The 21167-nt window shown below is 52.0% G+C and carries 17 protein-coding genes; all 17 read right to left on the bottom strand.

Features of this window, described 5'->3' with window-relative positions:
- Positions 1–2 precede the first annotated feature (2 nt).
- The gene (locus tag QZQ46_RS05525; protein WP_296827656.1) at positions 3–701 is read right to left on the bottom strand and encodes a 5-bromo-4-chloroindolyl phosphate hydrolysis family protein; all 699 of its coding nucleotides are present in this window, start codon (positions 699–701) and stop codon (positions 3–5) included.
- A gap of 113 nt (positions 702–814) precedes the next feature.
- The gene (locus QZQ46_RS05520; RefSeq protein WP_296827654.1) at positions 815–1726 is read right to left on the bottom strand and encodes a lysophospholipid acyltransferase family protein; all 912 of its coding nucleotides are present in this window, start codon (positions 1724–1726) and stop codon (positions 815–817) included.
- A 12-nt stretch (positions 1727–1738) separates the two neighbouring features.
- Positions 1739–2770, bottom strand: a complete 1032-nt coding sequence (lpxD, locus tag QZQ46_RS05515) for a UDP-3-O-(3-hydroxymyristoyl)glucosamine N-acyltransferase (RefSeq protein ID WP_296827650.1) — start codon at positions 2768–2770, stop codon at positions 1739–1741.
- Between the two features lie 18 nt (positions 2771–2788).
- Complete coding sequence (locus QZQ46_RS05510) at positions 2789–3208, bottom strand: OmpH family outer membrane protein (RefSeq protein WP_296827647.1); 420 nt, start codon at positions 3206–3208, stop codon at positions 2789–2791.
- Between the two features lie 16 nt (positions 3209–3224).
- Positions 3225–4160, bottom strand: coding sequence for an OmpH family outer membrane protein (locus tag QZQ46_RS05505; RefSeq protein ID WP_296827645.1), 936 nt, complete (start codon positions 4158–4160; stop codon positions 3225–3227).
- Between the two features lie 9 nt (positions 4161–4169).
- A complete protein-coding gene (locus QZQ46_RS05500; RefSeq protein WP_296827642.1) occupies positions 4170–4682 on the bottom strand; it encodes an OmpH family outer membrane protein in 513 nt (170 codons plus the stop codon).
- A 20-nt stretch (positions 4683–4702) separates the two neighbouring features.
- Entirely contained in the window at positions 4703–5983 is a 1281-nt protein-coding gene (locus QZQ46_RS05495) for a hypothetical protein (RefSeq protein ID WP_296827640.1), read from the bottom strand.
- A gap of 18 nt (positions 5984–6001) precedes the next feature.
- Positions 6002–8239 (bottom strand): outer membrane protein assembly factor, encoded by a 2238-nt coding sequence (locus QZQ46_RS05490; RefSeq protein ID WP_296827637.1) that lies wholly within the window; start codon positions 8237–8239, stop codon positions 6002–6004.
- Between the two features lie 17 nt (positions 8240–8256).
- Positions 8257–8862, bottom strand: coding sequence for a hypothetical protein (locus QZQ46_RS05485; protein WP_296827635.1), 606 nt, complete (start codon positions 8860–8862; stop codon positions 8257–8259).
- Positions 8863–9028: 166 nt separating this feature from the next.
- Positions 9029–9664, bottom strand: a complete 636-nt coding sequence (locus QZQ46_RS05480; RefSeq protein ID WP_296827633.1) for a sigma-70 family RNA polymerase sigma factor — start codon at positions 9662–9664, stop codon at positions 9029–9031.
- Between the two features lie 49 nt (positions 9665–9713).
- Positions 9714–13997 carry a translocation/assembly module TamB domain-containing protein gene (locus QZQ46_RS05475; protein ID WP_296827631.1) on the bottom strand — a complete coding sequence of 1428 codons (4284 nt, stop codon included), beginning with the start codon at positions 13995–13997 and terminating at the stop codon, positions 9714–9716.
- 149 nt (positions 13998–14146) lie between these two features.
- Positions 14147–15802: a TolC family protein gene (locus QZQ46_RS05470; protein ID WP_296827628.1), complete on the bottom strand. Its 1656-nt coding sequence runs from the start codon at positions 15800–15802 to the stop codon at positions 14147–14149.
- Between the two features lie 32 nt (positions 15803–15834).
- Entirely contained in the window at positions 15835–17070 is a 1236-nt protein-coding gene (locus QZQ46_RS05465; protein WP_296827624.1) for an MlaD family protein, read from the bottom strand.
- Complete coding sequence (locus QZQ46_RS05460) at positions 17067–17819, bottom strand: ABC transporter ATP-binding protein (protein WP_296827622.1); 753 nt, start codon at positions 17817–17819, stop codon at positions 17067–17069. Before QZQ46_RS05460 ends, QZQ46_RS05465 begins: the two co-directional genes overlap by 4 nt.
- An 8-nt stretch (positions 17820–17827) precedes the next feature.
- The gene (locus tag QZQ46_RS05455; RefSeq protein ID WP_296827620.1) at positions 17828–18592 is read right to left on the bottom strand and encodes an ABC transporter permease; all 765 of its coding nucleotides are present in this window, start codon (positions 18590–18592) and stop codon (positions 17828–17830) included.
- A gap of 257 nt (positions 18593–18849) precedes the next feature.
- Positions 18850–20865: a SpoIVB peptidase S55 domain-containing protein gene (locus QZQ46_RS05450; protein WP_296827698.1), complete on the bottom strand. Its 2016-nt coding sequence runs from the start codon at positions 20863–20865 to the stop codon at positions 18850–18852.
- Complete coding sequence (locus tag QZQ46_RS05445; RefSeq protein WP_296827617.1) at positions 20865–21155, bottom strand: hypothetical protein; 291 nt, start codon at positions 21153–21155, stop codon at positions 20865–20867. The genes QZQ46_RS05450 and QZQ46_RS05445 overlap by 1 nt, the downstream gene beginning before the upstream one ends.
- Positions 21156–21167: the final 12 nt, after the last annotated feature.

Here is a 21167-nt window from a genome sequence, read left to right as displayed (position 1 = left end):
CCCTACTTTCGTTTCGTATTTAAAAATTTATCCGTCAAATCGATGATCGAATTCACCAAATCACTATTGCGATTTTCGATTTTTGGCCTTTCCGGAATTTCAGGCTTTAAGCCGTCGGCTGCCATATTTTCCTTCATGACTTTCATTTCCGCATCGAGATCCATGAGCTGGGCGTTGAGGACCTTGGAAAACTGGTCGGCATAGGCTTCATCAAAATTATCCAACAATCGTTTAATCTGCATCTTGGACTGCTGTACTTCCACCGCCTCGAGGCCGGTCTTTTCCAGTTCTTTATACTTTTGTACCAATAGAATGGCCCGGTCCTGGTAGTAATCGACGAAGCGGCGAGACAGGCTAATCCGTTCCGGATGCCCCTGCAAATAGATCAGAAAATTCTTGGCAATGCTCTGCATCTTGCCCAATTGCTTGCGCAGGTCTTTGTCGTTCAGTGTCCTCATTTCCTGATCGAGGACATTGAAGTCTTCGACAGCCTTATTAAAGAGTTCTGTATTGAGTTTATCGAGCTCTTCATTGCCGGTCGCAATCTTGACCTTGGCCTTAAACTTTTTCTTCTGCCGGAAGGCAAAGCGAAGGGCCAGGAGCCCAACGATCAAGGCAAAGATGCCGGTCGGTTCGGTAAATCCCAAGTATCCCGCAGTAACAAAACAAAGAAGGGCTATAAAAAACATAATAACGCGCATAATCGTGCCTCCTCAGTCTAAAGAATCTCTTTGTGTTAATCATACCATATTTCCCGGTCATTTGTCGTCATCCTGTTAATATTCACAAAAATATTCGCAAAAAAAGAAGCTGCCTATTGGGCAGCTTCTTTTTCAGCTTGCTTTTCTTTATAGCGTTTCGTCCATTTCCAGCGATTGTGCAGCCAGAACCAATCTTCCGGATACTGACGGATATGAGCTTCTAACCGATCGTTGAGTTCTTGAGTCGTCTTATACATGATCGGCTCTTTTTCTTCCTTTGAGAGCTTGTGGTCCGCCGTATAAGGCCGAAGCGGCGGCTGAACGTCAATGACGTGATGGTACGGCCGGTCTTCCCGGATAAATATCGGTACAATCGGATAGTTTCCAAGGCCGGCCATCTTGGCCGGACCGTCCGCCGTCAGGGTATCGCGGCCGAAGAATTTCACCATGATGCCTGTATACCCCGGATCCTGATCCATGAGAAGGCCGATGTAGTGACCGTCCCGGAGGAGACGAACCATGTCGCGGATACCCGTCTTATAGGTGACGTGCTGTTTCATCATAGCCCGATATTCGTTGATAAACTTATCGGCACCATGACTCTGCTCCTGGGCCACGGAAATGAGGGGATAGCCGTTCATGGCAAGTACCGCCCCCAAGAGTTCCCAGTTGCCGGAGTGAGAGGCCATAATAATAGCACCGTCCCCACTCGCTTTTAAGGCTTCCAAATGCTCACGGCCTTTAAAGTCAACCTTCTCATCAAGGGATTCCTTAGTATAGACCGGATAGCGTAAGACCTCTATTATCATCGGGCCAAATCGAAGGGTACTGGCCTTGGCAATAGCCATAGCTTTTTTCGGGTCGTCCGTAATGCCGCAGTCCAGTATTTGCTGTTGGGCTAATACTTTTCGTTTTTTCGGAACAAAGGTCCAGAAAAAAGAACCAAAAAAAGTACCCAAAGTGCGGCAGCAGCCGCGAGGAAGATGACAAACGATCCAGCTCAGACATTTCATAAAGGTATACATAAGCCTGTCCTCTTACTGTTGTTCTAATTTTTTTTCTAATTGGGCAATCTTTTTCTGCAAGTCCTTGACGGTCTTAGCCATTTCCGGCAGATGTTTCAAGAATACCTGAGTGCGGCTCCATTCCATATGAGGCCGTGCCGGAAAGCCGGCGTAGGTCTGATTGCCTTTGATATTGCCGATAATCCCTGATTTTCCGGCAAAGACGGCGTTATCGCCAATGGTAACGTGACCGGTGCAGCCAGTCTGTCCGGCGAAGATGACGTGATTGCCGGCTTTGGTGCTGCCGGCAATGCCCGACTGGGCGATGATGAAGCAGTCTTCACCGATTTCGACGTTGTGGCCGAGGTGGACCAAGTTGTCGATTTTCGTCCCTCTGCCTACCTTAGTCGCGCCGAGAGTAGCGTTGTCCAAGCAGGTGCAGGCCCCGATTTCAACGTCGTCACCAAGGATGACGTTCCCAATCTGGGGAATGCGGGTATGCTTCCCCTTTTCAGTGGCAAAGCCGAAACCTTCCCCGCCGATGACGGCATGGGCCCGGATGACGGCATTTTTACCGAGGACACAGTGCTCATGGATGACGGCACCGGGATAGAGGACCGAACCTTCACCGATTTTAGCACTATCCCCTAAAAAGACGTAGGGATAGATAACCGATCCTTTTCCGATTTCGACATTTTTGCCGATGACGGCATAGGGCATGATAGAGACATCTTCCCCGATGACAGCGGTCTCGTCAATGATGGCCGTCGGATGGATGCCGGGATGAATCGACTGACGGGGGTGAAACAAGACCAGGAGCTGCGAAAAGGCCAGACGGGGATTTTCTACGATGACCAGCGTATTATCGCCGGCCGGTACTTCTTTATCGACGATAACGGCACCGGCGTGGACTTGCGGCAAATATTCCGTATACGGATCGACGGCAAAGGTAATATCGTTTTGACTTGCTTCTTCCAAGCTTTTTACGTCGCCAATGACGGTATCACCGTTGCCGATAACCGTCCCGCCCAAAAATGCGGCTAATTCCTGTACTGTTTTATTCACTATATACAACCCCTTTTTTTACTGCATTTTGGCAATAAGATCATCGGTAACATCGATGCCGCCGGAAGGAACGGCTTCTTTCATGACGATGATGCCGACGTTCTTATCCTTGGCGATATCGCCAAGGCGGCTTTCAAGATCCGACATGAATTGACGCTGCATGCTGGCGCCGAAAATATTGAGTTCCTGCTGAGCCTGCTGCTGCTTCTTCTGGAAGTCTTCTGCAGACATGGTCTGTTTAGCATCCTGCAGTTCTTTATCGATAGCCTTCTGCTTATCTTCCGTCTTCTGCTTATATTGCTGAACAAGGGGCGCTTCTTTCTGTATGCGCGACATGTCGACAACACCTACATTATCTTTACCGCCGCATCCGGCGAGTACGCCTGTAAGGGCTGCCATGACGGCTACGATTCCCAAGCGCTTCCAAACTTTTTTCATTCCAAAATGCCTCCTGTTACGCCAATTTGGCAATAATATCATCAGTTACGTCGATAGCCGTCCCGACACCTTCATAGTCGGAAAAAATCATGTCGATGCCCTGTTCTTGAGCAACGGCAGCGGCTTTATCGCGGATGTCTGCCATGATGGCTTCTTTCACATCGTTCATTTCTTTTTCTTTTGCATCGAGTTTATCTTTCCACTCTTTATTCCACACAGCCGGTTCAGGCCGATCTTGCAAATTTCCCAACTGCTGCTTAAAAGCCTCCTGGCTCTGAAGCTTGCGTCCTTCGAGGTCAGTTTTGACCTGACGGGCATAGTCTTCGAGTTCCTTCTTAGCCTGCTCCTTGTAAGGCGCCATGGCAGCTGCTATTTCCGCAGCCGTACTGTTCGTCACTTGAATGTCAGCATTGCTGCCTCGCAGGAGAGCCTGCAGCTGCTCTTCCGCTGCCGCCCGTTCTTCTTTTGAAAGATTCAAGGTTTTCAGCTTCAACTGAAGGTTGACGATTTTTAAGGCGTCGGAATCAGAGATGACCGGCGTCGTCTTTTTCTTTTCCTCAACAAGGGCGTCATAACGCTGTTTCAAACTGTTGTTGAGTTCATTCTGTTTGATGGCGACTTTAGCCTGTAATTCTTGGTTGAGGGCCGCCGTCCCGGCTGCATCGACTGCGGCAAACTGCTGCATCGTTACACCTTCGGCCTGAGCCTTGCGGGAATAATTCCACTGTTCAAACTGATATTGGGCAACCATAGCATTATATTCCAGTTCTAACCGGTGATATTCGCTGTAGCGCGGATGGCTCATGACGACGTGTTCCAAGTCTGCATAGGCATAGACCGGCGTCGCTGCTGCCGCTGGCACGGATTGATCCCGATGGCTGAAAAACCACCAGCCGGCCAAGAGGCAGACGAAGAGAACCACGGCACCGGCTGCCGCATATATCCGTTTCATAAGAACTCCTTACTGATTGTTGCTAGTGCTGCTGGAGGAAGCACTCGAATTCTGGTTCAGTTCCTTCGTTACCTGATCGGTAATATCCGTGCCGCCATAGAGGACGACGCTCTTTTCAACAACCAGGCTGAGACCTTTCGTCTGAGCTACGTTGCCGACAGCCGTATCGACTTTGTCTTTCAGGCCTTTAAAGAGTTCCTGACGCTTGGCAGCCAGTTCGCCCTGCATCTTCTGGAAGAGTTCCTGTTTCTGCTGGTCATCCATGTTGGCCGACTGCTGTTCAAACTGTTTCTGCATATCTTCTTCGGCCTGCTGGAGCTGTTTCTGTACTTCAACGGCATCCTGGTTATCCGGCGTAATGATTTTGCTGGTATCGACGACGCCGATATTGCTTGAAGGCGCTGCATTTACGGGATTGCCCGTCTGCATGATGGCAAGGCCGGCGATACTGAATACAAAGATAGCGGCAATGACTGCCGAGAAAATTTTGATATTGCGTTTCTTACCCATTTCAGACATCATAATAGAAAATCTCCTTTATTTTACAAATAACCGATGATCCGAAGCCAATGATCATGGTCGGATACGATATATTCTAAGCCAACATAATCGTCGACACGATACTGAAGACCGACTTCATTATCGGCATGCGTCAAGTCGCGGTCATAGCGCAGCGTCCAGCGGCTGCCCAAAGGCTGACGAAGCCACAAGTGATGGCTGTCGTCAAGGCTTTCAAACTGATAGCCCGTCTCCGTGCCGCCCGTAAACCGGTAGAAATACCCAGGCATGAAATTCCACTCCAGGGACGAGGGCATGAATTCGACGGCCCCGTATATCTCGTGACGATTTGCGATTTTTCGGCCCAAATGAGCCATGAGAACCGTGTCTTCATCCGTACTGTGCTGACGGCCTACGTCGATGTAGGCCCCTCCGCGGATATCGTAAAAAGCCGTTTCCGGGGTGACACTTATCGTCGTGTCTTCATCGACAGAAAGAGCGGGCGTCACGTGGAGGCCATAGTGCTTAATGACCCACTGGCGCCGGACATCTCCGGAAAGGCTTTCCATGACGTCCTGTTCATGGCGGCGGACAAAAGCGACGGGCAGACCGTCCAAACCGGCATAGGTACGCTCCAGATCATTGCGAGCGCTGAGGAAGATGACCCGGGGAAGGTCATCGCCTTTAATGGCTACGCGGACATTGCGGACGACAGGAAGCTTAGGCATCATATAAATGGTAACGTCCGTCTCCGGGCCGCCGCGGATCACGATGTGCGGATAAAATTCGGGAACACGGGTCTCCAACTCGGTTTCCATGACCGACTTTACGACACCGTTGGCCCAGTCCAGAGCATCGACGGGCAGGCCGATGAGCAGATTTTCAATCAGTTCATCAGCACCGGCCAGGTCCTTGTCGACCATGGTCCGGCCCATATCGGGCAAAGCACCATAGTCAACGGTTACCTTTACATTTCGAATCGTATCGCCCCAGGGGCGGATGCGAACATCGAGGTCGGTCCGGCTCCCCGGTTTGATTTCGATCGATTCTACGGTATAGCCGATGAGGACGCGATTGATGATATCGTTGACGATCCGTTCGTATTCTGCCGAGCGGCCGGCGATATCATCGCTGTCCTGATTGAGAAATACGTGGTTTCCTACGGTTTGAATACTGGCAGCAATTCGTTTTTGCACCAGCGGCGGAATGGCCGCTTCCACGGAAGACAGGTGGACCGCCACCTGTTCTACCGAGGCAGCTGCAACACTACTAAGACTAGCACAGACGGCAAAGACAGTCAACAAACAAGTGCGGATTCTCATCATCCACGACCTTTCATGACCTTAGAACTTACCGCCAAAGCTGAAGTGGAACTTGCCGCCTTCACTGCCGATACCGTAATCCAAACGGATAGGTCCGATCGGCGTCGTAATACGGAAGCCGATACCGCCGGAATAGTGAATCTTATTATTTTCTTTATACCAAGGAATGTTTTCTACGCCGCCCCAGGCATTACCCATGTCGGTAAAGACGACGCCCTGAATCTTTTTAGCGATAGGATAGCGATATTCAATAGTCGCTTCATACATCTTGTTACCGCGGAATTCATCGTCTTCATAGCCGCGCAGCGTGTCGGCGCCGCCCAAGGTAAAGAGGTCGTTGTAGGGCATGTCGCCGGTGGCAATGCCGCCCATGAGGCGAACGGCGATGACGTGAGCCCGGCCGACTTTATAGTAGAGACGATTTTCAGCGATGAACTTGAAGTAGTCGAAGTCACCGCCCATGCCGTGACCGGCCCAAGTTCCGGTGAAGGACAAGCGTTTGCCTCGCGTCGGATCGTAGACGTTGTCGCGGTTATCGAAAACGTGAGACCAGGTCAGGCTGTTGGTCCGGCCGAAGTTATTCTTTAAATAATTGCGATAGGCATCGGCGCTGCCGCCCCAATAATCATAATATTCACCTTTACCTTCGACCCATTTTTCATATTCAGCCCCGCTGTTATAGCCGGTGTACTTGGTCTTCTTCGTTTCCAAGGTGACGTAGTCGCTGACGTATTCGCTGCGGACGCGGCCGTAGGTGACGTTGAAGCCCGTCGTCCGGCGGTCGTAGTCGGCAACGGAATCGCCTTTTTCATTATAGTCTTCGTATTCCGATTCGCGGTCGAAGAGGCTGAAGCCGATGGAGTCGCCGGCATCGTTGAGGTACGGATGAGTATAGGAGAAGATATAGTTCTTATTGGAATCGGTATTGCCGCCGAATTCCCAGCTGATGTTGACCTTGTCGCCGGTACCGCGAAGGTTCGTTTCACTCAGGCCGAGAATACCGACTAAGCCGTCGGAATCAGAATAACCGGCGCCGATGGTAACGGAACCCGTCTTCTGTTCGGTAACGTCGATTTCAACGATGACGTTCTGGGCATTTTTCTGGCCCTGAAGGAGGCGAACGTTGACGTCTTCAAAGTAACCCGTATTATAAACACGCTGAATGCTGCGGCTAGCTGCATTTTTATTAAAGATATCGCCCTTCTTCATACGAAGTTCACGCATGATGACATTGTTTCTGGTCTTCGTATTGCCGCGGAGGTTGATATTTTCAATGCGGGCTTCGGTAATCGCAATATGGAGGGTCCCTTCGTCGTCCAAGCGAACGTCGGAGACGTGGCTCATCATATAGCCGGCATTGGCAAAGAGCGTATTGATGTTAGCTACATCGTGGCTGACGACGGCCGTATTCAGCGTCGTGCCCGGCGTCGTAGCGATGATTTTCATTAAATCGCCGGTGCTGATCGATTCATTGCCGACGATGTCGATTTTCTTGACGACCGGATTCATTTGAACGGTATAATTCAGAGCCACGCCTTCGGGAACGTTGGTAAAGGCCGGTTTTACCGTTGAAAATAAACCCGTCGCACCGATGACATTAAGGTCATGACGGATATAGTCCATGCTTACGGCATCGCCGACACGCATAGCCAGGCGAGGCAGGATGTTCTGTTCGATCTGCGGTTCCGGTACGGGGCTGACCGAAACAGACGTTGCGACTTTATCGACGTACGGCTTCAGTTCGTCATCGGTGACGGCATCGCCATAAGGAAGGGACACGTCCTGTCCGGGCTGGATGACCGCCATGGGGTATCCGGGAATGGAGGTATCGAACTGCATGTCGCTGGTCCCGCTCATGTAAGCGATTTTTTCGCCGGAAATCTGAGGCGTCGTATCGACGGGTTCAGGATTTCTGGCTTCTTCGGCTTTACGAGCTGCTTCTTCAGCTTCCTGCTGGACGGCTTCAGGGCTCTTACCGGCTGCAATAGAGGCCAGTTCTTCTTCTGTTTCATAGCCCGTAAGTCCCGATTTGGCAGCTTGGATTGCTTCTTCTTTAGACTCATCGTTCGGCGAGGTTACGACGGCATTGACAGCCGTTTTCTTATCGTCATCCGTCGGGGCTGTTGCCGAACCGGACGTCGTAACCGTTCCGGTATTCGACGCTTCATAACCGGTCGTCGTATCCTCGGCCCAAACAGGGCAAGTCATTATCGCACTGGTTACCATCAGAGCGAGCAGTTTCTTCTTCCGCATATTCATAAAAAATCCTCCATTAATTATTTTGCCACACCGGTACCGCGTAGGGTATGACGCGCTTCTTGTACAGTAGCTTGTAATTGGCTGTCCGACAGGACGGCCTTTTCTTCCCGCACAGCGGGCAATGCCGCTTTTTGGTCATCAGCAGCCGGAGCGGCCGACTGCACTGCCAGTTCGTCATCAGCAATAGAAGCTGTATCTGACGGCGTTTGCGGCAAGGTTTGAACAGAGAGCTGGGCTCCCTTATCCGGACCGTCGGTTTCGCCAGTCCCTTGGAGAGCTTCAGCAGGCGGTGCCGCCATTTCTGCAGCATCACCTGATTCATGCTTTGGCCGTTCTCCATAAACCGATGCCTCTACAGGCCGTGCCAAGTTATCCTGACTTGGCTGATGGAAAAGATACCAGCCGCCCGTCACCAGACAAAGGGCCGTGACGATGGCACCCAGGCGCAAGAGGCGCCTGTTGACGGGGTGGTGACGGCGCAGATTTTTCATCTCCGCTTCAGCCAGCATCAGATTGAGTTCGCCCTTGATTTCGGACTCTTTGTCAAAGGATGCTTCCGCCTTTTCCAACCAGGACTGAACAGCCCGAACACGGTGAAGGGTATCGTTTTGGGAGCGTTTCATACAGCCTTCTCCTTTCTGTATAAACGAATACGCTTATAATATCGGCTGAGGCCATATGAATTTATACCGGCAAAAGAAAGCAAAAATATGCCATAATCTATATTTTACAGCATTTTCCGATTCTTTTCACCTAAAAACAGGCCAAATTTACGAAAATATAAAAAATCTAATCCCGGCTGTCATGAATAAAGCGGCTGAGCATCCCCCGCACCCGGCGAATGCCCCGCTTTTGCAGGCGATATACATAGGGCAGGCTGATATCGAGGGCCTTGGCCAGATGTTTCTGCTCGACATCCTTCAAATAGACGCCTTCGACGACGGCCTGTTCTTTTTCAGGCAGGCGGTTCAGTACGCCGCTGACTTTTTCCAAGAGGAACTGCCGGCTTGCCGCTTCCACCGGATCCTGACTGTCGTCACATAAGGTATCCTGCAGGGTAATGCCCTGCTCGTCCGGCGCATCGAGGGACATGACACTGACGGCGCCTTCCCGCTTTAAATAGTCGAGGATAGCCCCGCGGATGCGATGAACGGCAAACAAGGGAAAGGCCACGCCGCGGCTGTGGTCATAGCGTTCCACGGCCTCAATGAGCCCCAGCGTCCCTTCTTGGAGGGCGTCGAGCAAGAGATTTTGATGGATGTGCCAGCGCATAGCCTCTTTGAATACCAGTGGCTGATACTGTTCGATGAGGCGGCTGCGGGAAGCAGCATCGCCATTTTCTTTATAAGCCCGCCACAAAGCCAGTTCTTCGTCCGGCTTCAACAAATTTATTTTTTGCAGTTCCTGTAAATAATCTTCCAGCACGGCCTTTCACCTCCTTTCATCAAATTCAGTCGACGACTTAAAAAAGCCATTAAAAAGTATACTTATAGATGCCGCCAATAAAGTTATTGTCACTCGACGTCCAGGCACTGAGGCTGAACCGGCTTCCCAAATCATACATGATGCCGAAGCGGTTGTCGTCGTGATTAAGGCCAAAGGCAGCCGTGACCATAAAGTCGTTGAACAAGTATTTGCCCATTTCAATGTTGTAGTAGTTGTTGCCGACATCCGTATTTCTATCGTTAAGGTCGAGGGATCCGTTGGTTACGGTCAGCATATCTAAGGACAATGCTTTTTCCAGTTCCTGAGTAATGCCGAGACTGTTCAAGGTCATGCGGATACCCGAGCCGAGAAGGGCGCTCATATCGTCTTCACCGATAGAACTCTGGGGACGGCCGTTGCCGTTGCGCAGGGTTATGAGCGACACGATCTGCGGCTTCGTAAGCGGCGGATCCGAACGGAGCATGAGATCCATATTGTCGGCCTGGCCGCGCAGGGTCAGCATAACCGTGTACTGGCCGACGCGGCTGATCCCTTCAGCATCGATATAAGGCAGGAGCGAATCGTATCGAGAGAAGTCAGCAATGGCCTTAGAAACGCGGAAGTTCGTGTCCAAGTAGTGGACAGACCCGCGCGTAGCTTCAAAGCGTCCCGACGGATTGGGATGTTCCAGGCTGCCCTTGAATACGACAGCCCCGGTCACCATGAGGTCATAGAGAGCTGCATTATACAGGCGAACCTTATCCCCTAAGGACAAGGTAAAGTCGAGATCCAAGTCAGGTGTCGACGAGCTTTCGCTGAGGGATAGAGGGACGTCAATGGTCGCATTATTGATATCAATGAGACCGGCAATCTTCGGCCGTCCGTCACCGGGCGTGACGTTTATGTAGCCCGTAAGCGGACCGTTATAATAGGGATTGTCCACATAGAGGTCGGCAAAGTCAGCCGAGAAAGAATAGGTATCAAGGCTGCGGCCGCTCCACGAAGCATTGCCGCTGAGGGTAATGCTTCCGGGGTCCTTCTTGCCCTTCTTATCCATCGTGCCGCTGCCGCTGAGGGCCGCACTATTTCCCTTGAAGGACAGATCAGCGTTGATATCGCTCAGCGGATAGACTGTATCTTTAAACTTTATGTTCCCGTTCTTGACCGTGACGTCACCGGTAACCCTGGGTGCTGCCAAAGTACCGCCGACCTTAACGGCCCCTTGAATCTGGCCGTCGGCTTCGGTTACATAAGGTGTCAAGAAGGTCAGGATATCGAGACTGGTATTGGACAATTGGAGATCCACATCCATGGACTCGTCGGTCTTGCCTCCGGAAAGGGCACTGACCGGAATCGTCCCCTTGGCACTGATTTTATAGGGATCACGGCTGGCGCTGGCCTGCTGGATCGTAATCATGCCCTGGCGGATGTTGAACAAGGCAAAGGCGCCGGTAAAGGAAATCCCGTTGGCCGTACCGCTGCCCAGCTGAGCCGATACGTCGGCCTGGATATCGTCAGACGTCCCGCTGAGGTCAGCTGCAAAGTCGATGGGCGCATCGACGATGAAATCTTTCTGGCCTAAGACAGTCATCAAGGCCTTGGACGGGAACTGTTTTGCTGCCACCGATAAGGCAACGGGACCGTGAAGGGCATAGGAACCCTTGGCAGCTAAGGTGCCGTTGCCGATTTTAAGGGCCATCTGATTAATATTGACGACGCCCTGTTCGAGACGGACATCGATATCTGACGGATCAATGGTTTCGCCGCCAAAAGTACCTTGGCTGATATTCCCCTTCATAGAAACGGTCGGATTATCGCTGGTACCGCTGACATCGATTTGGCCGTTCAGTTTACCGGCAATATCCTGTACCGGCAAATCGGCGACCTTAAGCAGGCCGGCAATATCGCCGTTGACGACGGTCGCCTGGCCGCGAATGAAGGAGGTCTTCGTATTGTACAGCAGATTGGCATCGTAATTGCCGTCAAGCTGTGAAAAATGCAGGTCTGTCAGGCGCAGCATATCGTCGTAATAGGCAAAGTCTCCGCGGACGTCATTGAGCACCATGTGGTTGATGACTAAATTAGCGGCCTTCAAAGACCCTGCCGCCGTCGGAGCAGACATAGTTCCTCCAATATGAGCCGTCAGGTCAAAGGAGCCGCTGCGCGGCGTCTGGTTCTTGGGAGCCAGGCGGGACACGTCGATATTCTTCCCGGTCACATCGAGGTTCAACGTATCGCCAATAGAGCCTTCCAGGGCCACCGAGGCCGTATAAGACGAGATATCGCCGTTGGACAAATAGATTGTCTCCTTATCGAAGCGGTAATCGGCGCTGATATTTTTATATAGATATCCCGCATAGGAACCGCTGGTCAAGCGGAAAGAGCCGACGGCCGACGGATTGTCCAAGGTACCGCTTATAGTTACGGTATTATCGGCCCAGCCCGTGAGCGGCAAATCTTCTTTACCGACAAGGGGCAGGAGCTGTTCAATGCGGATATGGGACGTCGTAAGCGAAGCATCGACAGTCCGGCTGTCAAGATCGGCACGACCGGTCAAGGTGTGGAGGCCTTCACCGCGACGCCAGTAGAGAGCCGGAATTTCGACGTGTTTGCCCTGACCGTGGGCAGACCCGTTGATGCTGTCAAAGGCCATGCCTTTAATCTGTCCGTCACGAGCACTGAAGGCCAAATCCCAGTTTTGGCCGTCTATATGGCCGGCGGCGTCAGCCGTCCCGCTCATGGGAATCGACAAGAGAGGCGATGCCATATCGAGGGGCAGGTCGTGGCCCGTAAAGGAAAACTGCGGCCGCTGTTGGTCCACATCGTAAGTACCGCTGATGTCGATACTGCCGCTGCCGATATCGGCATGGCCGCTGCCGACGGTGAGGATATGACCGTCATAAGTCACATCAGCCCGGGCCCGGTCAGCCGCCAGGCCGTTATAAGAAAGATTAGCGGCATTTACCGTTCCCGCTGCCAGTATCGAACTGTCATTGCTGTTGCCGACGGCATGAAGTGAAGCCGAGACGGTACCCAGGACCGCTGCCGGCATATCGGGGACAGCCGTCAAATCAAGGCCGTTCACCTCGGCATCAGCCTCATAGGCTCCCGAGTTTACATCATATCGAGCCCTGCCGCGGATATCTCCGCCAAAGGCCCGCGCCGTCAGTGAATCGACGGTCACCGTCTGACCGCTGTAAGACACATTTGCCGAGGCATCATCGACGGTATAGCCGTTATAGGTAACATTATGAAGACCTGCCGTCCCCTTGGCGCTGACATCCTGTGCCGAGCCCCATACGACGCCTTTGAAAGAAGCCGTCCCGCCAAGGCCGTCCGGCAGATAGTCGGCAAAGGCCGTTACGTCGGCACCTGGCACGTCGACGTTAAGATTAAAAACGGGGACGTCACCATTGGTCACAACCTTGCCGTCGATGCGGAACTGCTGTCCATTGGCCCGACCTTCAACGCCTGACAAGGTAACGTCGTCCGTCGTAAGGTCGGCATGACCTTTTATATCATCGATATCAATGCCGTTTACATCCACCTTGCCATCGGCAAAATCGGCTTGGCCCGACATGAAAAAGCCCTTATGGCTGTCGGCCACACGGACTTTTGCATTTTTGACCGTCCCTTGTCGAAGGACGACATCGTTCGATGCCGGAATCAGGAAAGATGCATAGCGGGCGTCGACAGCCTCGGCGTTGACGACGAAATCATACTGACGGCTCGAGGCATAGGAACCGTGAGCCGTGATTTTCTTGCCGTCGACATTCATATCGGCATCGATAGCCATGGACGGATACTTGGCAAAGGAAACGCTGGCCATGACATCATTGCCGACGACGAGGGTATTGTCGGGAAGCAGTGCCCGTACCGTCCCGTCATGGACGTTGATGACGCCGCGAAAGCCGGAATCGCTGGTGCTGTCAGTCTGTTTCAGAATCGACGTGACATTCCACGTCCCGTCGCTGTTCTGCCACATATGAAGGACCGGATGGTTGACGTCAGCTGTATCCAGCGCCTTAAGGATTTCGCCGTCTTTCAACGCCGTCACGATGCTGCCGGGGTTGACATAGATGCGGACGTCATCGCTTTCAAAGATGATGCGTCCCTGGGGATCCTTAATGACCGGTTTGGCCAAAACTACCTGTCCGGTCAGGGATATATCAAGAGAAGAGAACCCTAAGGTCCCGTTCAGTTTACTGTTTGCAGTTGTCGTAATCATATTGCCCGCCATTTGGGTCAATGCCGGTTTTTCCATCCACAGGGCAATGCCTGCAGATAGAAAAAAAGCGGAAAAGCCACAGGCAGCAATCCATTTTTTCTTCATGAGCAAGCTCCACATACGAAAAAAGAGAGAATTACACGTTCTAATTCTCTCTTTATTCTACCTATGGTATTGAGGAAAATCAAGAAATAGATGACAAATCGGAAATTTTCTCCGAAAATTGTTAAAAACCTGTCATCGTCCTGCTTTCCTTAGTTTCGATTCGTCGTCCTGGTCAAAGACGGGTGGATGACGCCCGATTCGACGTCAACGCCCATGACCTGTTCGAGCTTGGCAATGCCGACGTTATAATCGTACAGTGCCTGGATATGGTTGACCTGGGCTTCATTGAGGCTCAGCTGAGCGTCGAGGACGTCCAGGTTGATGCCGACGCCGGCCTGATAGCGAATATTCTGGATGCGGTAATTTTCGCGGGCCTGATCGACAATGGTCTGTGTTTCTTCGACTTTCTGAGCCGCGCTGCGGATATTGAGATAAGCCTGTTTAACGGCCAGCTGTACAGATTCACGCGTAGCCTGTTCCGTTTCCCGGGCGACTAAGAGATCCTGTTTGGCCTGATTGACTTTGGCCTTGGTTGCGCCGCCGTCATAGAAATTGTAGGTCACGCCGGCACCGATGTTCCAGCTGCGGCGGTCGGAATCAAATCCGGGGAAGTTATCGTCAGACCAGCCGTTGCCGCCGGTAACGGAGACGGTCGGTTTATTCCCGGCATTGGCAATAGAGATACTGCGTTCAGCCTGCTGAACAGCGAGGGCCGCCTGAAGGACTTCCGGACGGTACTTCATGGCATAGTCCGTTGCTTCCTGCAGGGAAATATTGTAGGTATCAAAAGGCAGCTGATGATCGACCAAATTCAACTGAGTCTGCAAAGGCAGGCCGAGGATATTGCTTAAGTTCGATTCAGAAATAGCCACATTATTTTCAGCCGTAACGGCAGTCGTCTTGGCATTGGCCAGGGAAACGGCTGACGACAGGACGTCGACGCGGGCTTTCGTACCGACGTTGTACTGAGCCTGGACGTTATTCAAATGGCTCTGGAGGTTGGTGACGGCTTCCTGATAGACGCCCTGCAGTTCTTTATAAGCTAAGAGGGCATAGTAGCCTTCGACAGCAGAATATTTCGTCGCCTGTTCGACTCGCAGGATTTCTTCCTGAGCCGTAACCTTGCTCAATTTAGCCACGTCGATATTACCTTCGACCTTACCGCCCGTATAGAGAGGAATGGTCACGGCCAAGGTGTTGCCAAAGGCATTTGAAATAGCATTGGTACGGTTAGACGAAGCAGCCGCTGATCTTGCCCGCTGGGCGCTGAAGGTATAGTCGACGACGGGGGCTCTGCCAGCTCTGGCTTCATCGACAGCATATTCAGCCTTGCGCAGAGAATACTTGGAGTTCTTGATATCGCGGTTGTAATCGAGGGCCATCTGAACGGTTCTCGGCAGGGTCAGGTCGACGACGCCGTTGGTCGGTACACGGCCGACGACGATGACCGGATCCGCTTCCTGTTTCTTAGCCCGCTTTGCCGCTTCTTTTTCAGAAAGCTTGGCCGAATCATCAGCAATCTGCTGAGCCAGGGCTTCACGGACATCAGGCGTAATATCCGTCGACTGTGCCGCGGCTTTCGCCTTGGCCTTGGCTTCTGCCTTAGCAGCCTTTTTCTGCTGAGCCTGCTGGGCTTTGATTTCCTTATCTTCCGCTTTAGTCCGGGCCTGAACTTCATCGGCCTGGGACAAATCGACAGGACGGACCGATGCCGTCGTATCGTCAGCTGACGCAACGGCGACTGTGCTTATGGTTGTAATCATCATGGCGATGACCAATTTCTTATACAGTTTGTTGTTCATCATGGGTACCCCCTGTTTTCTTTATATAGAATTTGCTAAAAAGCATAGTTGATGCCATAATAATTGCCGCCATCGCGACGACTCATGGGCCGCGTGAACTGGCTGAAAAGGTAGAGATCCGACGTCAGCCGATACTGAGCTTTCAAGCGATAGCGCCAGTCGTTGGGATCGTACCCTTCAAGGGACAGGCGGAAAGGCCCGTCGTGGAACAAGTCAGCACCGATACCGAGGTCGCCGTTGATGAGCCCAGCCCTCAAATCATAGATGCCGCTGCGCCGGCCGTACTGTAAGTTGAGGTTCGTACCGTTACCGATATTTTCAGCTCCGATCAAGCCAAAGCTATCGCCGCGGTACACCCTAAAATTTACAGTGCCGCTCGTTTCGTTCTTGGTCGTGTTATATAAGAGTCCGCCCTCACCTTCTACTTTGATGTCCGATGAACCGCCAAGGATTTTATTGACCTTAGTCGTTATCTGGGCCGTATTATCAAGAGTCGTCTGGATATTGGCCTGGGTCTTGGGGTCGGTCGTCATCTTTTCCATAGACTGGGCGATATTTTCAAAGCGATCGGTAATCGATTTTATATTGGCCGCCGTTTCCCGGGCATTGGCCGAGGTCGCACCGTCACCGTCGAGATTCTGCATAGACGCATTCATTTGCGCCGTCACCGCCGCCATGTTAGCCGTAATGGCTTCGACATTGGCCGCGTTGGCATCGAGCATCTGACTGGTTCGGCCGGTAATGGCATCGATATTCTGGATAGAACCGCGCATAGCAGCCTGGGTCTTTTCGTCACCGATAACGGCATTGAGGCTCTTGACCATCTCATCGGCACTGCCCATGAGCTTGCTGGCGCTGTCCATCATATCGTCCATGGTCTTGCCCTGCTTGCCGTCGATATAGTCACCGTCTGCAAGGAGATGGGCCCGATCGGAGCCGGGCGAAATGGAGACGATTTTTTCCCCTAAGAGACCGTCCGTCGTAATGACGATTTTCGAATCCCGCGGGATTTCCGTCCCCTTATCGATTTTCATGGTCACATCGACGCCGTTGCGCGACGGCGTTACCTTTTCGACCTTGCCGACATGGACGCCGACATAGCGGACGGAGTTGCCCTTCTGCAGGCCATTGGCATCGTTAAATTCAGTATGGATGACAAAACCGGGCTTACCGAAGAGTTCGATATGAGCGAGCCCCATGACGACGCCGCTGAATAAGAGGACGGCAATGATGGTGACCAAACCTACTTTAGCTTCTGCACTCCACTTCATAGGCTACCCCCTCTTTCTTCCGGAAGACGCCCGCCGTGGATAAAGCGTTGAACGTCTTCGTCGTCCGTTTGGGCAAAGCTTTTTTTATCGGCAATGAGCCGGAAGCGCCCGTCTTGTAAGTAAGCCAACCGGTCGGCAACAAAAAAGGCCGAGTCCATATCGTGGGTAACGATAACCGAAGTGGCGTGAATGTGTTTTTGCATGCTGACGACCAAGCGATTGATGTCCATGCAGCGCAGGGGGTCGAGGCCGGCCGTCGGTTCATCATAGAGGATGACCTGTGGATCGAGGGCAATGGCCCTAGCCAGGCTGACCCGCTTTTTCATGCCGCCGGATAAGTCGTTAGGCATCATATCTTCAATGCCGTCGAGGCCGACGAGATGCAGTTTTTCCTTGACGATTCGCCGGCGCGTTTCCCCATCGTCATGAGTGTGCTGACGAAGGCCGAAAGCGACGTTTTCCCCGACCGTCATCGAATCGAAGAGGGCCGAGTATTGAAAAACCATTCCCATATGGCGGCGCACGTCCATCAGCTGGTCTTCACTATAGGCCGTGATATCCGTATCGTGGAAAAAAACCTGCCCTTTATTCGGTTTCTGAAGACCGATGATGAGGCGCAGGATCGTGCTCTTGCCGGAGCCGCTGGCGCCGAGGATGGCCAGGGTTTCTCCCTGATGAATGTCTAAATTAATATTGTCCAGTATGACCTTGTCGCCATAAGCGACAGTCACATCGCGAAGACGAATCATGATTCTCCTCAATACAATAAAACGGATAAGATATAATTGCAAATAAAGATAAAAATAATCGATGTTACGACGGATTTCGTCGTCGCCTGTCCGACGCCTTCAGCACCGCTTTTGGCATTCATGCCTTCATTACAAGCAACGAGGGCAATGATGCCGCCAAAAAACATGGCCTTGACCATACCCAGGACGACATCACTTATTTTCGTAAACAATTCGATGGAATTTACATATGTAAAATGCGTCAGTCCTGCGCCGAGAGTAGCTACACCATAGCCGCCGGCCGTACCGATGACGTAGCCGTAAAAGGCCAGGATAGGCACCATGATGACGCAGGCGATAAACCGCGGAACGACGAGGTAAGCAATGGGATTGACGGCCATGCAGCGCAAAGCGTCGATCTGCTCGGTAACCTTCATCGTCCCTATTTCTGCCGTCATAGCAGCGCCGACGCGGCCGGCCATGACGACGCCCGTCAAAATAGGGCCTAATTCACGGCCCATGGCGACGGACATAACGCCGCCCAAAGTCGACTGCGCCCCGTAGCGCAAGAGAATATCGACAATCTGCAGGGTCATGACCATGCCGGCAAAGAGCAGGGTCATGCTGACGATAGGCAGTGAATTGACGCCGAGATGGGCCATCTGACTGAACATCAGCCGGCGCTGATTCTTTGGAAGCTGGCGCATCGTCTGGGCAAAAAGGATGGCGATGACACCGACTTGTTCAAAGACATGGATTGAAAACTTACCAATGCCTTCTAAAAGCTTCTGCATGAAATACCGCCCTTTCCCTAAGTGTTAGACTACTTTTACTATACCATTATTAAAAATGGATGTAAAACACCAATATTTAATTGTGCCTAAATTGTGAGAAAATCCAGGCCGGAAACTAAAATTTAAATTTGAGTTTCCATAGGTAAAATAATAGCATTTTATGCGAAAAATGGCAAGTAAAAAGGGCTGTCCGAAGACAGCCCTTTTCAGGCATTGGTAAAAGGACGATTCTCCCGGTAAAAGAACATGTTTTATGCTCAGTGGAACATATCGAGGTCGACCGTCCGGATAACCGAAGCCGTATCCTTCCCGTCTTCCTTATCCTGGCCCTTGTCGTTCTTTTTATCCGTATCTTTGCTGCTGTCGGCCTTATCGGATTTTTCCAGGTCTTCTTCTTGAGACGAACCTTCGCTTTCATCGCCGATAATGGCCTTGGCTTCATTGATGTTGTGATTCTTGGCGAGATAGGCATCGCGTTTTTCCGGCGACACGACTTTAATCGTAATCTGGCCGTCGCCTTTGACGATGTACGGCGTAGCGATGGACGACTTGGCATCACTTTGATTGTCGTCGCCCACATTGTGCTTGCTCGGCTTAATGACATCTTTGGCACTGGTACCCGGTTCTTTACCGCGGATTTTCTCCTTGCTCACCTTGGTCCCGCTTTCGTTGATCATGCTGACGCCCTGGTCGAGGATTTCGATGACCAAATCGTTATTGGAATCTTCCTTGTCAATTTCCTTTTTCAAGGCATCAAAATCCTTGTAGCGGCGCAAACGCCGAATGATTTCATCGGTCAAGTTGTAGCGCTGCTTTTCAATCAAATAGGGCAAGGGGATGACGCCGCCGCCGCGAACTTCCAAAACCATATCGCCTAAAGGCTGGTCTTTGGGGACGGTAAAGCTCATGGTCTTCACTTCATCGACGCCGCGGTAGGGATGGAGCTTAACTTTGAAGTAAACATTGTCTCCGGGGCTGACGACGACCGGCGCTGCCGTTGCATCGACGATGGTGGCCGACTTGCGGGCCTGGGTAATATCGACGTTCATGGTAATATCGAGGACCGGATAGTCGATGAACTCGTTGTGCTTCAAAATATCGAGGACGTTGTAGAGTTCATCGATGCTCTTTTCATTGATGTTTTCTTCGGAATAATACATGTTGTGGCGGGTAATGTCCTTATCACGGCCATTGGATGAGCGAATCGTATAGGACAAGGTTGCCGTACCGCCGCCGGTTCGGTCGATAGTCTTATTGACCGTATTGTAAACCGTCGTCGCCGCCAATACCGGCGTCAATTCATTGTCTTCAATGATTTTGACGCGCTTGGTCATGGCCGTATCCGTATCGGTATCGCGGACATTAATCGTAACGGGAATACCCGGTGCCAGATAGTTGTACTGGCCGCTGATGCCGGCCCCTCTATCCTGGGTGATCTTGCCGACTTCCGCACCGATAGAACCTAATTTGAAAGAGCTGGACAGGTTGTTGACAACCGTAAAAATATAGGCATTATGCATGAAATAATTGATACTGCCCTTTTTCAAAAAAGGATGTCCGAAAGCGACGATGTGGTCGTTGTCGACGTAGGTGACCGTACCGATAGCGCCCATCTTCATATCGCCGTTGACGAAGGCAGCGGCAACGCTGCTGCCCGGTTCTAAAGGCAGGGCAACTTCGTCGGTGCTGGCCGATGCCGTATCGACAGGCATGAAATTATAATCGGGAAGCTTGCTCTTCATCCAGTCCGCCGAGATGGTGTCAAATCCTGACATCATCAGCGGCGTCGCAATGGGAACCAGCGACGATTCACGGGCGTTGAAGGGCCGTATTTCTTCCTTCGTCGGCACGTTCCACAGCTTCAGCATGTCGTTAATAGGCGTAATCATGCCGATGCGGGAATTGGTAAAGGACCAGCCGTAAGCGACGGCACCGAGGAGTTTGCCGTCGATATAGACCGGGCTTCCGCTCATCCCTTGGGCGATACCGCCGGTCTGTTCGATGAGCGGGCCGGAAAACTTAGCCAGTATCAAATCACCGGCCGGTCCGCTGTTCTTCATGACCCCTAAGATTTCAACGGGGAAGGTCTGGATTTCCGTACCTTGAACGACGGTCTTGGCATAGCCGGTCATGCCGATCTGAACGTCGCTGACGTTCATGAATTCCTGAGCCTGGACAGAAACCGCCAACAGACAGGAAAAGGCCGCAGTCAGACAGACCCGGCCCACCATACGCCGTAAAGCAGAAACTTTCTTAGTCATGGCGTGTTTCATCATTTCGTTTCCACCACGACGACAACGGCGCCCTGCTGTACCTGTGAGCCCGGTTGGACGAGGACTGATTTGACAACCCCTTCTTTATCGGAACGGGCCGCCGGCATCGGACCGGCTAACGAATTTACCGTAAGGAGAACATCTCCTTCTTTAACGGCTGCACCGACAGGGGCTACACTGACGACGCTGCCGCTCAATACCGTTATATAGGATACATCGGCCGCAGCTGCCGGCATCGACAGCAGGCCGGCGAGTCCGGCTAATACGGCGAGTCTGTAAAGTTTTTTCATGACGGCTCCCTC

Origin of the sequence: uncultured Megasphaera sp. (assembly GCF_900539295.1) — a bacterium.
GTDB lineage: Bacteria > Bacillota > Negativicutes > Veillonellales > Megasphaeraceae > Megasphaera.
Note: the sequence above shows the minus strand (reverse complement) of the source record. Positions and strands in the feature narration are given on the sequence as shown.

Coding starts and splice junctions, on each gene's coding strand:
- QZQ46_RS05455 (WP_296827620.1), bottom strand. CDS start 18,592: ATGCAGAAGCTTTTAGAAGGCATTGGTAAGTTTTCAATCCATGTCTTT.
- QZQ46_RS05510 (WP_296827647.1), bottom strand. CDS start 3,208: ATGAAAAAAGTTTGGAAGCGCTTGGGAATCGTAGCCGTCATGGCAGCC.
- QZQ46_RS05465 (WP_296827624.1), bottom strand. CDS start 17,070: ATGAAGTGGAGTGCAGAAGCTAAAGTAGGTTTGGTCACCATCATTGCC.
- QZQ46_RS05445 (WP_296827617.1), bottom strand. CDS start 21,155: ATGAAAAAACTTTACAGACTCGCCGTATTAGCCGGACTCGCCGGCCTG.
- QZQ46_RS05485 (WP_296827635.1), bottom strand. CDS start 8,862: ATGAAACGCTCCCAAAACGATACCCTTCACCGTGTTCGGGCTGTTCAG.
- QZQ46_RS05475 (WP_296827631.1), bottom strand. CDS start 13,997: ATGAAGAAAAAATGGATTGCTGCCTGTGGCTTTTCCGCTTTTTTTCTA.
- QZQ46_RS05500 (WP_296827642.1), bottom strand. CDS start 4,682: ATGATGTCTGAAATGGGTAAGAAACGCAATATCAAAATTTTCTCGGCA.
- QZQ46_RS05525 (WP_296827656.1), bottom strand. CDS start 701: ATGCGCGTTATTATGTTTTTTATAGCCCTTCTTTGTTTTGTTACTGCG.
- QZQ46_RS05460 (WP_296827622.1), bottom strand. CDS start 17,819: ATGATTCGTCTTCGCGATGTGACTGTCGCTTATGGCGACAAGGTCATA.
- QZQ46_RS05495 (WP_296827640.1), bottom strand. CDS start 5,983: ATGATGAGAATCCGCACTTGTTTGTTGACTGTCTTTGCCGTCTGTGCT.
- QZQ46_RS05470 (WP_296827628.1), bottom strand. CDS start 15,802: ATGATGAACAACAAACTGTATAAGAAATTGGTCATCGCCATGATGATT.
- QZQ46_RS05520 (WP_296827654.1), bottom strand. CDS start 1,726: ATGTATACCTTTATGAAATGTCTGAGCTGGATCGTTTGTCATCTTCCT.
- QZQ46_RS05490 (WP_296827637.1), bottom strand. CDS start 8,239: ATGAATATGCGGAAGAAGAAACTGCTCGCTCTGATGGTAACCAGTGCG.
- QZQ46_RS05505 (WP_296827645.1), bottom strand. CDS start 4,160: ATGAAACGGATATATGCGGCAGCCGGTGCCGTGGTTCTCTTCGTCTGC.
- QZQ46_RS05450 (WP_296827698.1), bottom strand. CDS start 20,865: ATGAAACACGCCATGACTAAGAAAGTTTCTGCTTTACGGCGTATGGTG.